We start from the raw sequence: 14,596 nt of genomic DNA, 5'->3' as shown, positions 1-14,596 counted from the left end.
ACTTTCGCACTGGGTAAAAGCCCCGCCCCTTGTGGGCGGAATCTTTTTATCAAGGAGAAGGTTGATACCCCGCCCCTTGTGGGCGGTCTTTTAACTCAGCACTCTTCATTTTATTTAACCCATCGATTGTCATGTCAATTTTTATCACTAAAAGTTTTTAGTTTCAGTACTAAGCACTTATTAGGTTTTGGTGAAGTAGAGAGTGTCACGTCGCTTCTCTACGAGACGCCAAGGGCGAACGCTCCGAATTCAAAATTCAAAATGACGCTCTCTACGAGACGCTAAAAGCGTAGCTTGCTTCCCTGTAAGGGTACGCGGACTCGCTAACGCTGCGCTATCGTTATACATACATTTTTTTTGCTTCTCCATAAATAAATTTAGGGGCTTGTATCCTTTTCATTTTCGGTCATTTTGAATTTTGAATTGTTAATTGCGGTTTTCCCCAAAGTATGGTTTCTTGCTTGTAAATGGCAATTCCCGGCTTTGCTCCTTTGGGTTTGTAGACGTGTTTTAGCTGAGTATAAACTACTGGCACTTGCTCACTTTGACGGGCGCGACTGTAGTAGGCAGTAAGATTAGCTACAAATTGTAAATCAGCTTCTTCTGCCACAGCACCCGGTTCTAGACGTAGTAAGACATGACTTCCTGGAATTTCTTGAGTGTGGAACCAGATGTCATAATCCCCTGCTACACGAAAGGTTAATTGGTCATTTTGGCGATTGTTACGACCGATTAATACTTCAAAGCCATTGGGAGTAAGGTAACGATGAAAGTTGGTACTAGGGGGTTCGTTTGCACTGCGGCTGCGGTATTCTGGATCTTCTAGATACTTTTGTCCAATCAATTCTTCGCGGATTTCTTCTAAAACTCGCAAATCTTCTGCTGTTTGGTAGGTGTCTATTTGCCCGTTGGCGTAGCCCATCGAAGATATCGCAGCTTCTACTTGCTCTAAATACTCAATTTCTGTCTGTACTTCCAATAGTAGCGGTTCCACGGCAGCACGAGCGCGTTTCAGCTTTTGGTGCTGTTTGTAAAGACTCTGGGCATTTTGGACGGCATTTTTATCTGGCTGAAGTGCGATCGCAATTGGTAAATTTGTCTCAAAATCTGCAAGGATAATTTCTTTCATCCCCGGTTCCCAGTTTTGCAGGTGAGCCATCAATAAATCTGCTTTTTGCCGATACTCATCGGCTTGATCTGATTGCTGCAAGCGCGTTTTAAAGGTTTGAGCTTTATTGCGTAATTTCGCCAGAATATTATTCAATTTCTGACTCAATTGATGGCGCAATTGGGAAAATAACTGTTGATCAATCTGGTTACTGTAGTAGTGGTTGAGTAACTCCTGAATATTTTTGACCTTTTCAACTGCACCCCAACCGATTACGGTGTAACCATCTTTTGTCCAAGCGGGTTGAAATTTCTTGGAATCCAAGGCTTGCAGCCATTCTTGCCAACGTTCAAACAGCCGTCGCCAGTCGTCGGGGTTAAGAGTATCGGTGGATGTTTCTGGTGTGATATTTGCTTCTAGCAGCATTAATTCCAGTAGCGCTGCACTCAAACCACTATAACTTTTGAGCAATTGCCGCTTAATTGCTCCTGGCACTAAACTTACCCGTTCTTGCCAACGTTCTTGAGATTCGTTCAAACTGGGCACAGTTCCAGTCAGTTTTGGCGGTGTTTCATAAGGTTGTCCGGTTTGGATGGGACGGACACTAGATTGTTGCTGACTGACTTGATGGGCGGCGGTGATAATTATATTGTTAGCGTCGGTGAGAATCACATTACTATACTTGCCCATGATTTCTGCATAGACATGATATAGGGCGCTTTCTCCAGGACGACGGGCAAATTGCAAATCAATAACCCGCTCCCAAGGGGCGATCGCTTCAATTCCTATCAGTGCCAAACCACCCAATTGGTGTATCAATTGTTGGCTAAAGGTAAAGGTATCTGGCGATCGCGGTGGTGGATCGCCAATACAAATATGTGCCGCTTGGGGATGCCAAGAAATTTGTAGCCAATCCCGTTGTTTCAGGGTGCGTAATGCTATAGCAATAGTGTAGCGATCGCGTTGATAAACCTGTTCTGTCCGCGAGGGCAGCCAGTTAGCGCGGATTTCGCTACAGGTAGCTGTAAGAGTAGTGAAGTCAACTGGTTGCATAGCCATTCGCGTTCAAAGGTCGATGCTCAGTATAGTTCCAAATCACATAGTCCGGTTGTGAAATTGGATTTAAGCAACCCTATTTTCAGCATGAACAATTCTAGTTCTATTACTCTGGATTTTAGCTGAACTATAGCGATCGCCTGCTCGATAATCATATCCACCAGTTGTTCGGTAGCCAACTGTCCAAGGATTTCACGGTCTAGTTGTAGAGGCAGGTCTTTTTCCATAATTTTGATACTGTGCCAAGGATGTCACACTTGTCAATACCCCCAGACCTGAATCCTTACGGGAAAGATTAACTGCACTTTTGCCTCTGCTATCTCAGGCTTTGTGGATAGAGCAAAGACTGTACGAAATAATCCAAGAACATATCAGCAACCCCAGAAGAAAGGGAGTCAACGACTTAGCATCAATAGATATACGTAAAACGACGTTATTGCCGGACAGCAAGTATTCATTTGGGTTTGGTGCGCCAACCGACCTGGCACTACCGATAATTGCGTCCTATCGGGTATTTCTAGATAAAGAGTATAAATGGATTCTGCCATTTAACGAATTCGCCGAAGATTTTCTGCAACACCTGTGGACTAACTACTTCCGCAAATACTTGGTGTCGGAGAAAACAGCAGGAAATACAGTCGGCACAAAAATCAGCCGCAATCAAGAGATTTGGGAAAGTTTGTATATCTCAGCGCAAAGTTATCTAAATCAGCACTTGGTGAAAATGGTCAACTCTAGTAAGCAAAAAGAAGCGAAGGTGACACAAGGTACAAAAGGGCGTGTGCAAGCAGCTAAGAAATAATAGTACAAGGTTTCTATTGAGAGATTTGTTTTGGATGGGCGATGCTTTTAAGAGTGAACAGTAAACAGTTATCAGTAAACTCGTAAAGTCCTTAGATTTTAACTGATAGCCTAACTTTTAAGAAGTAAAAAGTCAAATCAAATTGATTATTTTTTGCAGAATTCTTGGTAATCTAGTTCTACTTGTAAAGAGTAGCTGGTTGCATACTCTAGGATTTGATTACGCCAATCAGATGAGTGAGCAAACTTGATTAAATCATCTGCGATCGCAGAACCTTGTCTACCACCACTGCGTAATTGATCCCACGCTGTCACTTCACCCATTGTCTGCATCAACTTCTCTAAACGTTCCAGCTTTCCATCCCACGCCTGTAAACTCACCCGATCTTGTACTGGCTGCAACTCTCGCAAAACATAAGATTTATTCCCCTCAACTATTACCCCTAAAAGAGCAGGTGGGGTTCCTTGCACCCGTTGTTGGATAGCTACTACCCGTGCAGATTCACTCGACCAATCCGGCTGAGGTAGTGTTAAATAGGGTTGTAATGAGGAAGTTTTTGTTTGCTTCAAATCTAAGAGATAATTGCCATCAGGAGAACCTTTACCTTCTACCAAAACTGCATAACGTTCTAACCCTAAACTACCTGTACCAGCTATTCGCTGTTGTACATCTAAAACTTGATAAAAATTAGCATCTTTTTGTGTAGATTTGTGCCAATTGGAGATGAGTTTTGTGATTTTTTGCTGTTCTGCTTCTGTGGCTTCCATAACGCGTTTATTGTCAATAATTAAGTGCCGCTTACCTTTCTTTTCCTTGGTATGCTGATCTAAAAATTCTGGGCGAAGGCGGTTTTTTAAACTTCTTAATAAATCTTTAACTAAGCCCGAAGCGGTTTCCTTTTCCACACTTCTAGGAGTACCTTTAGCTAAAGCATTGCTGTAAGCATCAAGAAAGGAATTGCTTAAATGCAATGCTTCTGATTCATTCACCTTCAGCGCGTGAGAGCCAACTATCACACTGGTAATAAACCTCACCACATCCCAAGTGCAAGGAGCAAGACATGCTTCGTCAAAATCATTAAGATCAAAGTAAACTAATCGGTTATCACCTTTATAACTACCAAAGTTTTCCAGGTGCAAGTCACCACAAATCCATACTGGCGGGGCTGCATTCAGTGGGGAATCTTTAGGGAAGTCTTCGTAAAATAAATGACATGTGCCACGATAAAAAGTAAAAACATCAGAACGCATTGCCTTGTATTTTAATTCAAGTAATTTTGGGTTGCGTCCAAGGTTAAAGTGATGAATTCTGTCAATGATATTGTTTGTCATAATTTTTGGCTTTATGCTGTATTTTACAACACTCAGTCCTGATTGGTCAGTGCGATCGCTGCCCCAGCTACCAACTAAGCGATCGCTTATTCTACTCAGAAGGTGATGATATTGTCGTCAGATTCATCACAAATCAAAACACGTCTGTTTTAAGTGATGTTGAATTTAAATTCTTAGAGGAAACCTAGCAGACAGGCGATCGCGGGTCAAGCCCAATCTAAACTATGGCTAGTGACGTTTCTTAGAGGAAATCTAAAGGAAACAAAAACGCCATTCAACACACGGCGCTTTCTCTCCCCGGCGATTATATCTGAACCAGAGCGATGCTTACACACTTAGCTAACCGTTATTTAGTTCCATTAATGAAATTTTGGCGGTGGAATAAAGCCATTTCTCAAAATTGCCTTTACATCGCGGCCATTCTTTATCTGTCATTGCAAACCAATCAGTATCTCTGTTTCTTCCCCTCACAAACATATGTTGTCGAAAACGACCTTCATAAATGAATCCCATTCTCGTTGCTGTAGTTCGGCTTGCATGGTTGAGAGAATCACATTTCCACTCAACTCGGCGATAAAGATGGTGGTCAAAAAGATGTTGTAGTAGCAAAAACTGTGATTCTGTATTGACTTTACTCTTGTGGACTGTACTTGCAAACCACACATGGCCGATTTCCGCCCGACCATGCTCTGGCACAATTCCCAATAATGCCACCGTGCCTACTTGGATATTTGCTGAGTTTTCAAAGACTGTCCAAGTCAGAGTGTCAGATTTATTTAATGTATTTCTCTCCATCCAGTCTTTCATTGTATAAGGGCTATCAAATGGTCCATAGAATAGGTATTTCCATATAAGTTCCTTTTCTGGTGTGCCGTGTGAAGCTGCATACAAAGCATCTATATCTCTTAGAGGAACGAAGGGTCTGAGTGTGACAAATTGACCTTGAAGTTGGAGAAATTCAGGTGGCTGCCAAGTTCGGTCTTGCATGATTTTTTGTTCTCATCATAATAAAACAGGAGTCAGAATACAGAATTCAGAATTCAGAATACTCTACCCATACAGCACTTCCGGCTGCTATGAGGTACCTATGCCTTCCTCCTATGATGTAACTGTGTCGTATAGGATTATCTTCTTCTCTTTCAAATTCTACGTATGCAATACTAGGTAATCTGAAAAATTTATTATATTTTTTCAAACTGTTCATAATATTGAGCAATCTTTTAGAATCTTCTTCAATTTTGATTATTCCAATTTCTCCTCTTCCTCGTGTTCTCTGCGCCTCTGCGGTTCGTAAAAAAAAAGGACGAACCCAAAAAGTTCGCCCGTAACATAGTATTATGCTGTTGCTCAATCCAAACCCAAATTTAAATCTTCGCTTCTTCTCTCACCAACTTATCCCAACCCAAATCTTTCAAATTATTATTCCGACGCAACGGACGAGTCACCAACTCCAACATGTCACGCGCATTCGTAAAGCCGTGAATTTGAGCAAAAGTGAACTCCACCGACCACTTAGTATTAATACCGCGTGCTTCCAACGGATTAGCGTGAGCCATACCAGTAATTACCAAATCTGGTTTCAACGCATAAATCCGCTGAAGTTGATTGTAATTATCCGGCTTCTCTACAATCCTTGGCAGGGGTGAATTCATTTCCTGGCAAGTTTTCTCCAACAATGCCAACTCAGCAGCTTGATAGCGCTTATCCATGTAAGGAATGCCGATTTCATGAACAGTCATCCCACAACGGATTAAGAATCTGGCTTGGGAAACTTCCAGCAAATTATCACCCATGAAGAATACAGACTTACCGCGAATCAGTTTCACGTAATCTTCCAAACCTGCCCAAATTTGTGCTTCCCGTTCATCCAAACCCTTGGGAGTAATACCGAACACCGAGCAGATTTTCTCAATCCAAGCGCGGGTGCCATCGGGGCCAATGGGGAAGGGTGCGCCAATGAGTTTACACTTGCGGCGGCGCATTAAGGTAGTAGCTGTGCGACTGAGAAAGGGGTTGACACCAGCGACATAATACCCTTCTTCCAATACTGGCAATTCAGTGAAGCGCTTCGCGGGTAGCCAGCCGGAAACTTTGATGCCTTGTTTCTTCAGTTCCAAGGTTAACTGAGTCACTACGGGGTCGGGAAGGGAGCCAAAGAGAACTAAGGGTGGATGATCTACGTACTCAGACTCATCTTGGGCGACATCTTCTTTCTTTTTACCAAAGTTGAGTAATTTAGCGATCGCATTCCGTTCACTTTTCTCTGTTTCCGCCACCGGAGACTTATCAGGACAACGGTTAGCCATTGCTGCTAATACGGTGTCTTCTCCTTGGGTGAAGGCGTAATCTAGACCATTTGCGCGCGCTACAACGATGGGAATACCGATTTCGGATTCTAGCTTCGGTGCCAAACCTTCTAAATCTGTTTTGATAATTTCGGTGGTGCAAGTGCCAATCCAGACAATTACACTAGGATTGCGATCGCGTTTAATCTGCAAACACAACCGCTTTAACTCTTCATAATCACTCAGCTGTGCGGAAATATCGCCCTCTTCTAACTCTGCCATTGCATAGCGGGGTTCAGCAAAAATCATCACCCCCATCGCATTTTGCAGGAAGTAGCCACAAGTTTTTGTCCCAATTACCAAAAAGAAGCTATCTTCAATTTTTTGATATAACCACGCCACGCAGCTAATTGGACAAAAGGTATGGTAATTTCCAGTTTCACATTCAAAGCTTAAAGCTTCTGGTTGTTGAGCGACAGTCATTTTGGTTTTTTCTCCCCTTGATATTTAATGGCAGTTCAACCAATTTCAGATTTTAGATTGATAATTTTGGATTGAAGGCTGGGACAACAAAAGTATCCTCTGTCTAACGACAATTTCCCTAATTCCTCATCCAAAACCCCAAATCTAAAACTTAAAATTGCGAAGAACGGCAATAATTAAGCATTGGGGAAGAGGCGGGCAATTTCTGATTCATCAAAAACGCCTGCTGGCAGTTCTTCCCCCAAAAAATCGTTATTTTCTTCAGCCTTTTGCAAAGCTGTTTCATCACCCCAGACATCTGATAACACGTCTTTAAACGCATTCTCATCTAGTGGACTATCTTCAAGCGCTTCGTCTTCATCCAGCTTTACTTCGATTGCAACTGTTGAATCGAAGGCAATTTCCCCAAACTCATTTGCTTCTAAGCTAGAGGTTTGGAGAGACTCATCTTTTGAGTCGTGTCCGTTGGTTAAGGAAGTATCGCCAAAGGCATTTTCAGTTTCCTCCAACTCGCCAATCCCCAGACTTTCATTATCGGAATCCAGGATTGCGAATTCTGGAACTACCGCCGCCGCAAAGCCATTTGTATGAGAATGTGTCAATGTTTCATCTTCAGGCTTTTCGTCAACGATAGCTGCTGCTTCTTCTACGTATCTCTCAACATCTGGGTTGCCAACAAAGCGATTACCGAGAGCTAAATCTGGGTCAAAATGCAAATCCAGCACTTCAATCAGGGTATCGGCGTCAGGATTGAGTTTGGAAAATGGCAACATTAACTGCGCTAGCTTTGGCTCTAGGGCGTTAAGAACTCCCAGGATGAGGTAAGAAGGTGGTCGCTTCCCGCCATCAGGGGTGTACACTGATTCCACTTCCATGTGCAGGGTAATCCAGTCTCGATTATTCTGGAAAAATTGCAACCATTTTTGCTTTATTGAATCTGTAAAACTGTGAAAGAAAGCCATATTATTGTCCCCCATCCTGAGAACTTGGTGATTTATACAATCATCAAGTCTAGTTCCTCTTCTGAATTAGGAACCTGGGGTTTACCCGGATTTAGATAAAAATCGGACAACAAAGAGAACAACTCCCGATCTGGTGTATCGTTAGGTACAACACCTTCGGGACGCGCCAGAATTTGGTCGGCGATGTTAAGGTAGTAGTCGCAAACGTAGTCTAGGGAAGGATCTTGCTCTGCCATCTCGAACAAAGTTTTACCTTTCACACGGGAAACACGGATATCTTCAATTAAAGGTAAAACCTCTAGAACTGGCATGGGCACTGCTTCTATATATTTTTCAATCAAGTCGCGCTTGGAGGTGCGATTGCCAATTAACCCAGCTAAACGCAGTGGGTGAGTTCGGGCTTTTTCGCGGACGGAAGCAGCGATTCGATTGGCAGCAAATAAAGCATCAAAGCCGTTGTCTGTAACAATCAGGCAGTAATCTGCATAGTTGAGTGGTGCTGCAAAACCACCACAAACTACGTCACCCAGAACGTCAAAAAGAATTACATCGTACTCGTCAAAGGCGTTGAGTTCTTTAAGTAATTTTACGGTTTCACCAACTACGTAACCGCCACATCCAGCACCCGCAGGTGGTCCACCAGCTTCTACGCAATCCACACCGCCGTAGCCTTTATAAATCACATCTTCTGGCCAGACATCTTCGTAGTGATAATCCTTTTCTTGGAGGGTGTCGATAATTGTCGGAATCAAAAACCCAGTCAGGGTAAAGGTACTGTCATGTTTGGGGTCGCAACCAATTTGCAGCACTTTTTTGCCACGTTTAGCTAGGGCGACGGATATATTACAGCTAGTTGTGGATTTACCGATACCACCTTTTCCGTAGACTGCTAGTTTCACTGTTGTTTCCCTCTTATAGCTTCTTGTCAAACTTGTGGCTCAAACATTTGCCTTCACCTTTCCTGAGATGGCGATGCGTGAGGTTTCTTGATTTCATTCTTGATGTCATTATTGGGCAAATTACATAGAAAGGAAAGTGGGTCATAATCTGTAAAACGGTCTTATCCGATGAATTAGAGCTTAATTAGGTTTATTTAGGTTTTTATCAACCCTAAAGACCTTAAAAACTCTTAAAATAGATAATAAAAACTTTTTATTAATTATTTTTATAAAAATAGTTACAAAAAACAAAAAGTTAAAACTGGCTTTTTTGAATGCTTTTCATAGAATTAGCTGATGTTATGACAACGTGTTTTCAAGGCGTTGGGGCGCAGGGTCAAGGCTAAAGAGAGGTATATGTAGCCTGATGCTGGAAATACTACTGGAATTTGCGTTAGGGACTTCCAAATAAAAAAATACTCAACTACTTCTTGTGGGGTGGGCATCTTGTCCGCCTTTGGATATGGGCGGGCAAGATGCCCACCCTACAAGATTGGGTAATTTATTTGTTGGAAGTCTCTTAGCGTAGCTCACCGAAGGTATCGCAGATAAATCACAAGTTTTCAGGCAATAGCTGAGACTGTTTAATTGCTGCTTGAGAGTAAGTTAGGGTGATTTTGTAAAAAATTATTAATTTGCCAAATGTTCTCCAAGAGCCAAGGCGAATAGAATAGAGCCTCCGGCACGCTACGCGAACGCGGCGACACAAAGCAAAGCCCACCTCCGTGGGCTAATAGAACAATTTTAGAGTGTGCGTAAGTCCTAAAATTTCTTTCAGTCGGGCTATTTTAACGTGAGTTCGATAAACCTCTCCCTAGCCTTGAACTAAAGTTCAAGTCTCTCCCTCTCCGAGTCGGAGAGGGACGGTTTTGCGTAGTAAAGCCAGGGAGAGGTCTTTTTTACGGCTAATTACTAATTATATGGACACTATATGATTCGTCGAACTCACGTTATTTTAAGGTAATCAGGACACCTCAGTTTCAAGTCCGTGGATTTCCTGTAATGTTTGCCAGCCAGCTTGCCACTGGGAGTTATCTTGTAATAATTTGGCATTTATCCAAAAACGGACTTTCGGATCGCAAGCAGCAACCATTTCGGCATAAACCCACTTAGCCTGATTTTTACGATTGACTACTTGGAAGTGCCGCCAGCCATCAACTTTTTGCTGTGCTGTCCACTTAGAACCAACTAGGTAAGGAAATTTTTGTTTCTTAGTCATTTTTTATTACTCCCGGTTCGCCCATTTTTTTATGAGTTAGAAAAAAGCTGAACGATTTAATAGGGGTTCTAGTCTGTAATACAAAAGTACTATTGTACTGGCTTTGCGCGTAGTTTACCGCCGTAGGCATCGCATAAAAATAGAGTTTTTAGAGCAGGGTAGTAGTTCAAGGTAAATTTAGGGGAATGGCTAAAACCATTACTACACTTAGATTTTCTATTTTTCTGCAATTTCTCGAACTCAAAAAAAATTACAGATTTTGCTGTGAGTTAGCTATAAATAATAGAAACCAGACACCAAAACCAATGAACCACGCTTAGTTCCAGTGCGAAAAGAGAGTCGGGAAGTTTTAGTAGAGTATTTGCGATCGCGCGAACAGCAGGGGGAGATTTTGACCTGAATCTGTTGAATAATCTGCATTGTTTCCACGCTGACGGTGCAGACTCTTTGTAGTAAATCTATTACCTGTTCTTTGTAATCTGCAAAGCAATATGTATTGAATTTCTCAGTAATTGTCGGGTCTTTAGGTTTCTTTTTTTTGTATTGATCTAAAATCCATACTACATCTCCTTCACCATACCTTTTATGTCAGATCAACCTGCACTCCTAATCGAACTGCTCCGTGCGGCGTACGCAGCCTTCAACGCGCGAGACATTAACGCTGCCCTTGCCCTCATGACTCCGGACGTGGCTTGGCCGAAAGCGTTCAAAGGCGGTTTTGTCCGTGGGTCTGAAGAAGTTCGCGCTTACTGGACGGAGCAATGGAGCGAGATCAATCCGCATGTCGAGCCGGTTTCCTTTTACTCGGAGGAAGCCGGGCGCATTTTGGTCGATGTGCATCAGGTCGTGCGTGACAAGGCTGGAGCAGTTCTTGCCGATGAGCACGTGGGTCATCGATTCACCCTTGAACACGGCTTGATTCAAGCTATGGAAGTCTGTCCACATGAATTCTGTACGACTGGGTAATGAATATTGGTTTAAAACCGTACAACTCTTAGAGACGCTACCGCGTAGCTTGCTTCCCCGTAGGGGTACGTCCCGCTACGCGCTAACGCCTGCAAGTGGCGTGGCTGTCTTTAATTTTGAATTTTGTTAGCGCAGCGTAAAGCCTTCGGCATGGCTTCGCTTAGAGCGAGTCCGCGTACCCTTACAGGGAAGCAAGCTACGCTTTTAGCGTCTCGTAGAGAGCGTCATTTTGAATTTTGAATTGTTATTCCCTCCTCTCTTCCTCTGTGCCCTCTGCGCCTCTGCGGTTCGACTCCTAAATTGGTGCGTTACACTGCGTTAACGCACCCTACCAATTGGCACACCTACTCGTCAATTTGACCAACGCGGCGGATATTCAAAATGTCGCTCATTTTCTTAATTTGGACGAACACTTGCTCTAGTTGGGAGCGATCGCGTATATCTATTCCTAAGTCCATCAATGCAGGTTGACCAATAGAGGTTTTCACCTGGGCATGGCGGACGTTAATCCCTTGGTCACTTAACCGTGACAAAATATCCTTTAGCACCCCAACACGATCTAGAGCTTCAATTTGTACATCCACTGGGTACGTGTGCGGACGACCACTATTTTCGGCGGCTGGGTTCCATCTAACTGGTACTAGGCGTTCATACTCCACACACTCCAGATTATTGCAGCCTTGGCGATGAATTGAAATCCCCCTACCTCGCGTCACCACACCAATAATCGGTTCGCCAGGAATCGGGGTACAACACCCAGCTAAATAATACATCAACCCTTCCACCCCAACAATTGGCGAATCAGTGGAGCGAGAAGTACTTGGAGGCGCATCTCGCAAAGCTTTTGAACTTGGTTCTTTAGGGATAAATGGCGACACAGTGGCAACTGGTTGTTGTCCCTTCGCAACTTCTCGCCAACGATTTAGCACTAGGTTCAAGGTAATTTCTCCGTAACCTAAACCAGCGAGTAAATCGTCAACACTGTGGTAGTTACACTTTTCGGCGACAATTTGCATCGCATCCGATTTCAGCAAACTATCAAAACCAGTTTTACCAAGTTCCTTTTCTAACAACTCCCGTCCACGGGCGATATTTTCTTCTCGGCGCGATCGCTTGTACCATTGTTTAATCCGATATTTCGCCGCCGAAGTCCTGACAAAGTTCAACCAATCTAAACTCGGATGGCAGTTCTTTTGGGTTAGAACCTCGACAATATCGCCATTTTGCAGCCGCGTTGATAGTGGCACCATTCGCCCATTCACCCGCGCCCCTGAACAGTGGTTTCCGACTTCTGTATGAATGCGATAAGCAAAATCTACAGTTGTAGCACCAGGACTTAAAGGAACAACATCCCCCTTAGGGGTGAAGACATAGACATCATCTTCAAATAAATTATCTTTGACGCTATCAAGATATTCTTGTGCATCCTTGAGATCGGTTTGCCATTCCAGCAGTTGCCGCAGCCAAGTAAACTTGTCATCTGTCCCTGTCAAATGGCTAATACTAGAACCACCTGTTTCTTTATACTTCCAATGGGCGGCAATCCCGTACTCGGCGATGTGATGCATTTCGATTGTCCGAATTTGCACCTCTAAAGGACGGCCAGTTAATCCAATCACCCCAGTGTGCAACGACTGATAACGGTTAGGCTTTGGTAGTCCAATGTAGTCCTTAAATCTTCCAGGAATTGGGCGAAAAGCATCATGAACCACCGCCAACGCCCGATAGCAATCTTGATTGGTTTGGACAATAATTCGCAGCGCCGCCAAATCGTAAATTTCATGAAATTCCTTTTGCTGCCGATGCATTTTTTGATAAATGCTATAAAGGTGTTTGGGACGACCACTGATATCCTGAAAGACGATTCCGGTTTGCTGCAAACGTTCTCGCAAAATGTCTGTAGCTTTGGCCAGTTTCTCTTCTCGCGCCGTCCGTTTTTCGGAAACATGCTCTTGCATTTGGCGAAAGGCTTCCGGTTCCAAATACTTAAAAGCCAAATCTTCCAGTTCCCATTTTATCCGCCAGATCCCCAGGCGATTGGCTAAAGGCGCGAAAATATCTCGCGTTTCTTGGGCACTGCGGCGGCGGCTGGCTTCTGACATATATTGTAAAGTTCGCATATTATGCAAACGATCTGCCAATTTGACCACAATTACCCGAATATCTTGCGCCATTGCCAAAAACATCCGCCGGAAGTTTTCGGCTTGGCTTTCGGTTTTGCTGGTGAAATTAATCTTAGAAAGCTTGGTGACACCTTCCACCAATTGCCGTACTTCTGGGCCAAAGCGTTCTTCTATTTCTTGACTTGTGACTTCTGTATCTTCGACGACATCATGGAGAAATCCAGCTGCTATCATAGCAGCACTACCCCCCAAGTCACGCAGTAAGTCAGCTACAGCGATGGGATGAGCAATATATGGTTCTCCAGATTTGCGGTATTGACCTTGATGCAGTTGGTAAGCAAATTCAAAAGCGCGACCAATTAATACTGCATCACTATGCCTTCGGTCATCTTCAGCTGCGCCGCTACTTGTCGATGACTCCTTCAAACATTTTTTCAACCATTCCGGAATGGCTAGATCAACTGATGAATTAATAGCTAGACTGCTCATAAAATAGGGTTTAGAGTGGATCGGTAGATAAGTGAAAAATAAATAAAACTGGCAGCATTGCCTTAAGAAGATGCTGTCACCCAGAGAAGGGTAGAAAAAGCAGTGTCAGGATGATTCTCCAATTGCTTATGGTAGTCTCCAGTTTGGGTTTCAAGGATCATAAAAAAGAAAATCCATTGATGGCAAACAAAGCCTCAAACCATGATTTGAGGCTTTTAATGGTGATAAGTCTAAAAGAGAAGTTTATTGTAGAAGAAAAATTACTTGACATTAATACTATCTTAACTAGCACTGGATGTCTTTAAACCGTGAGAAATATCTGGCACTCGTAACCTTGCTAGAGCAATTACGCTCTGATGCCACAACTACCCAAATCGCTGCGCCCGAACTGCGACAGCGTATAGCCTCGTTGCAGCAATTTTTTGGACAGCAGATTGTGCCTTTGGCTGATGAAAACTGGCGAGTGCAGTCTTATCAAACGGAGATGAGCAAGCAATTGCGCCTGTTGGCAATAGATGTGATGTTTTTGCAAGGAGCGCGGCAAGCATCGACTGCACAAACGAGACTTCAAACGATTAGCGATCGCTTGACAACCCTCATTCAATACTGTGATGCTATTCTGCAACCAGAAGCGGAAGGAGAAAAATAACAATTGTTTACCTTTTTCTCTAATTTTTCCATCATCTCATTTATGACCTATAGTGGAAAGTTATTTTGGCAACAAGATGGGACTGGGGATTGGGGACTGGGGACTGGGGACTGGGGACTGGGGACTGGGGACTGGGGACTGGGGACTGGGGACTGGGGACTGGGGACTGGGGACTGGGGACTGGG

At 43.5% G+C, this 14,596-nt stretch carries 12 protein-coding genes and 1 pseudogene; 4 read left to right on the top strand and 9 right to left on the bottom strand.

Annotated features, from left to right (window positions below; genetic code table 11):
- Positions 1–406: 406 nt before the first annotated feature.
- Together V7K76_RS16575 and V7K76_RS16570 are read right to left on the bottom strand one after the other, a co-directional pair.
- Positions 407–2,161 (bottom strand): Rqc2 family fibronectin-binding protein, encoded by a 1,755-nt coding sequence (locus V7K76_RS16575; RefSeq protein ID WP_334778753.1) that lies wholly within the window; start codon positions 2,159–2,161, stop codon positions 407–409.
- Between the two features lie 26 nt (positions 2,162–2,187).
- Entirely contained in the window at positions 2,188–2,391 is a 204-nt protein-coding gene (locus V7K76_RS16570) for a hypothetical protein (protein WP_334778744.1), read from the bottom strand.
- 56 nt (positions 2,392–2,447) lie between these two features.
- Between V7K76_RS16570 and V7K76_RS16565 the strand changes: the two are divergent.
- A pseudogene (locus V7K76_RS16565) lies at positions 2,448–2,966 on the top strand (AIPR family protein); the annotation flags it as partial.
- 146 nt (positions 2,967–3,112) lie between these two features.
- Here the strand turns inward: V7K76_RS16565 and V7K76_RS16560 are convergent.
- The gene (locus tag V7K76_RS16560; protein ID WP_334778745.1) at positions 3,113–4,297 is read right to left on the bottom strand and encodes a DUF2252 domain-containing protein; all 1,185 of its coding nucleotides are present in this window, start codon (positions 4,295–4,297) and stop codon (positions 3,113–3,115) included.
- Between the two features lie 5 nt (positions 4,298–4,302).
- Between V7K76_RS16560 and V7K76_RS16555 the strand changes: the two genes are divergently transcribed.
- The gene (locus tag V7K76_RS16555) at positions 4,303–4,485 is read left to right on the top strand and encodes a hypothetical protein (protein ID WP_334778746.1); all 183 of its coding nucleotides are present in this window, start codon (positions 4,303–4,305) and stop codon (positions 4,483–4,485) included.
- A gap of 151 nt (positions 4,486–4,636) precedes the next feature.
- On the opposite strand, the gene V7K76_RS16550 is transcribed toward V7K76_RS16555, so the two are convergent.
- From V7K76_RS16550 to V7K76_RS16530, 5 genes are all read right to left on the bottom strand, one after another.
- Entirely contained in the window at positions 4,637–5,284 is a 648-nt protein-coding gene (locus V7K76_RS16550) for a GNAT family N-acetyltransferase (RefSeq protein WP_334778747.1), read from the bottom strand.
- A 377-nt stretch (positions 5,285–5,661) separates the two neighbouring features.
- The gene (locus tag V7K76_RS16545; RefSeq protein ID WP_094349187.1) at positions 5,662–7,065 is read right to left on the bottom strand and encodes a ferredoxin:protochlorophyllide reductase (ATP-dependent) subunit N; all 1,404 of its coding nucleotides are present in this window, start codon (positions 7,063–7,065) and stop codon (positions 5,662–5,664) included.
- Positions 7,066–7,241: 176 nt separating this feature from the next.
- On the bottom strand, positions 7,242–8,027 hold the full coding sequence (locus tag V7K76_RS16540; protein ID WP_334778748.1) for a DUF5331 domain-containing protein: 786 nt from the start codon (positions 8,025–8,027) through the stop codon (positions 7,242–7,244).
- 32 nt (positions 8,028–8,059) lie between these two features.
- Positions 8,060–8,926, bottom strand: coding sequence for a ferredoxin:protochlorophyllide reductase (ATP-dependent) iron-sulfur ATP-binding protein (gene bchL, locus V7K76_RS16535; RefSeq protein ID WP_012410753.1), 867 nt, complete (start codon positions 8,924–8,926; stop codon positions 8,060–8,062).
- Positions 8,927–9,929: 1,003 nt separating this feature from the next.
- A complete protein-coding gene (locus tag V7K76_RS16530) occupies positions 9,930–10,184 on the bottom strand; it encodes a TIGR02450 family Trp-rich protein (RefSeq protein ID WP_099103731.1) in 255 nt (84 codons plus the stop codon).
- A 585-nt stretch (positions 10,185–10,769) separates the two neighbouring features.
- Between V7K76_RS16530 and V7K76_RS16525 the strand changes: the two genes are divergently transcribed.
- Complete coding sequence (locus V7K76_RS16525; protein ID WP_334778749.1) at positions 10,770–11,150, top strand: nuclear transport factor 2 family protein; 381 nt, start codon at positions 10,770–10,772, stop codon at positions 11,148–11,150.
- A 344-nt stretch (positions 11,151–11,494) separates the two neighbouring features.
- Here V7K76_RS16525 and V7K76_RS16520 read toward each other — a convergent pair whose 3' ends face one another.
- The gene (locus tag V7K76_RS16520; protein ID WP_334778750.1) at positions 11,495–13,762 is read right to left on the bottom strand and encodes a RelA/SpoT family protein; all 2,268 of its coding nucleotides are present in this window, start codon (positions 13,760–13,762) and stop codon (positions 11,495–11,497) included.
- Between the two features lie 295 nt (positions 13,763–14,057).
- On the opposite strand from V7K76_RS16520, the gene patD reads away from it, so the two are divergent.
- Complete coding sequence (gene patD / locus V7K76_RS16515) at positions 14,058–14,411, top strand: heterocyst frequency control protein PatD (RefSeq protein WP_334778751.1); 354 nt, start codon at positions 14,058–14,060, stop codon at positions 14,409–14,411.
- Positions 14,412–14,596: the final 185 nt, after the last annotated feature.

This window comes from Nostoc sp. (assembly GCF_036917975.1).
In the GTDB taxonomy this organism is placed as follows: Bacteria; Cyanobacteriota; Cyanobacteriia; order Cyanobacteriales; family Nostocaceae; genus Nostoc.
Note: the sequence above shows the minus strand (reverse complement) of the source record. Positions and strands in the feature narration are given on the sequence as shown.

Bases quoted from the DNA above. Each gene is read 5' to 3' on its own strand.
- V7K76_RS16575 (WP_334778753.1), bottom strand. From the start codon at position 2,161: ATGCAACCAGTTGACTTCACTACTCTTACAGCTACCTGTAGCGAAATC.
- V7K76_RS16570 (WP_334778744.1), bottom strand. From the start codon at position 2,391: ATGGAAAAAGACCTGCCTCTACAACTAGACCGTGAAATCCTTGGACAG.
- V7K76_RS16560 (WP_334778745.1), bottom strand. From the start codon at position 4,297: ATGACAAACAATATCATTGACAGAATTCATCACTTTAACCTTGGACGC.
- V7K76_RS16550 (WP_334778747.1), bottom strand. From the start codon at position 5,284: ATGCAAGACCGAACTTGGCAGCCACCTGAATTTCTCCAACTTCAAGGT.
- V7K76_RS16545 (WP_094349187.1), bottom strand. From the start codon at position 7,065: ATGACTGTCGCTCAACAACCAGAAGCTTTAAGCTTTGAATGTGAAACT.
- V7K76_RS16540 (WP_334778748.1), bottom strand. From the start codon at position 8,027: ATGGCTTTCTTTCACAGTTTTACAGATTCAATAAAGCAAAAATGGTTG.
- V7K76_RS16530 (WP_099103731.1), bottom strand. From the start codon at position 10,184: ATGACTAAGAAACAAAAATTTCCTTACCTAGTTGGTTCTAAGTGGACA.
- V7K76_RS16525 (WP_334778749.1), top strand. From the start codon at position 10,770: ATGTCAGATCAACCTGCACTCCTAATCGAACTGCTCCGTGCGGCGTAC.
- V7K76_RS16520 (WP_334778750.1), bottom strand. From the start codon at position 13,762: ATGAGCAGTCTAGCTATTAATTCATCAGTTGATCTAGCCATTCCGGAA.
- patD (WP_334778751.1), top strand. From the start codon at position 14,058: ATGTCTTTAAACCGTGAGAAATATCTGGCACTCGTAACCTTGCTAGAG.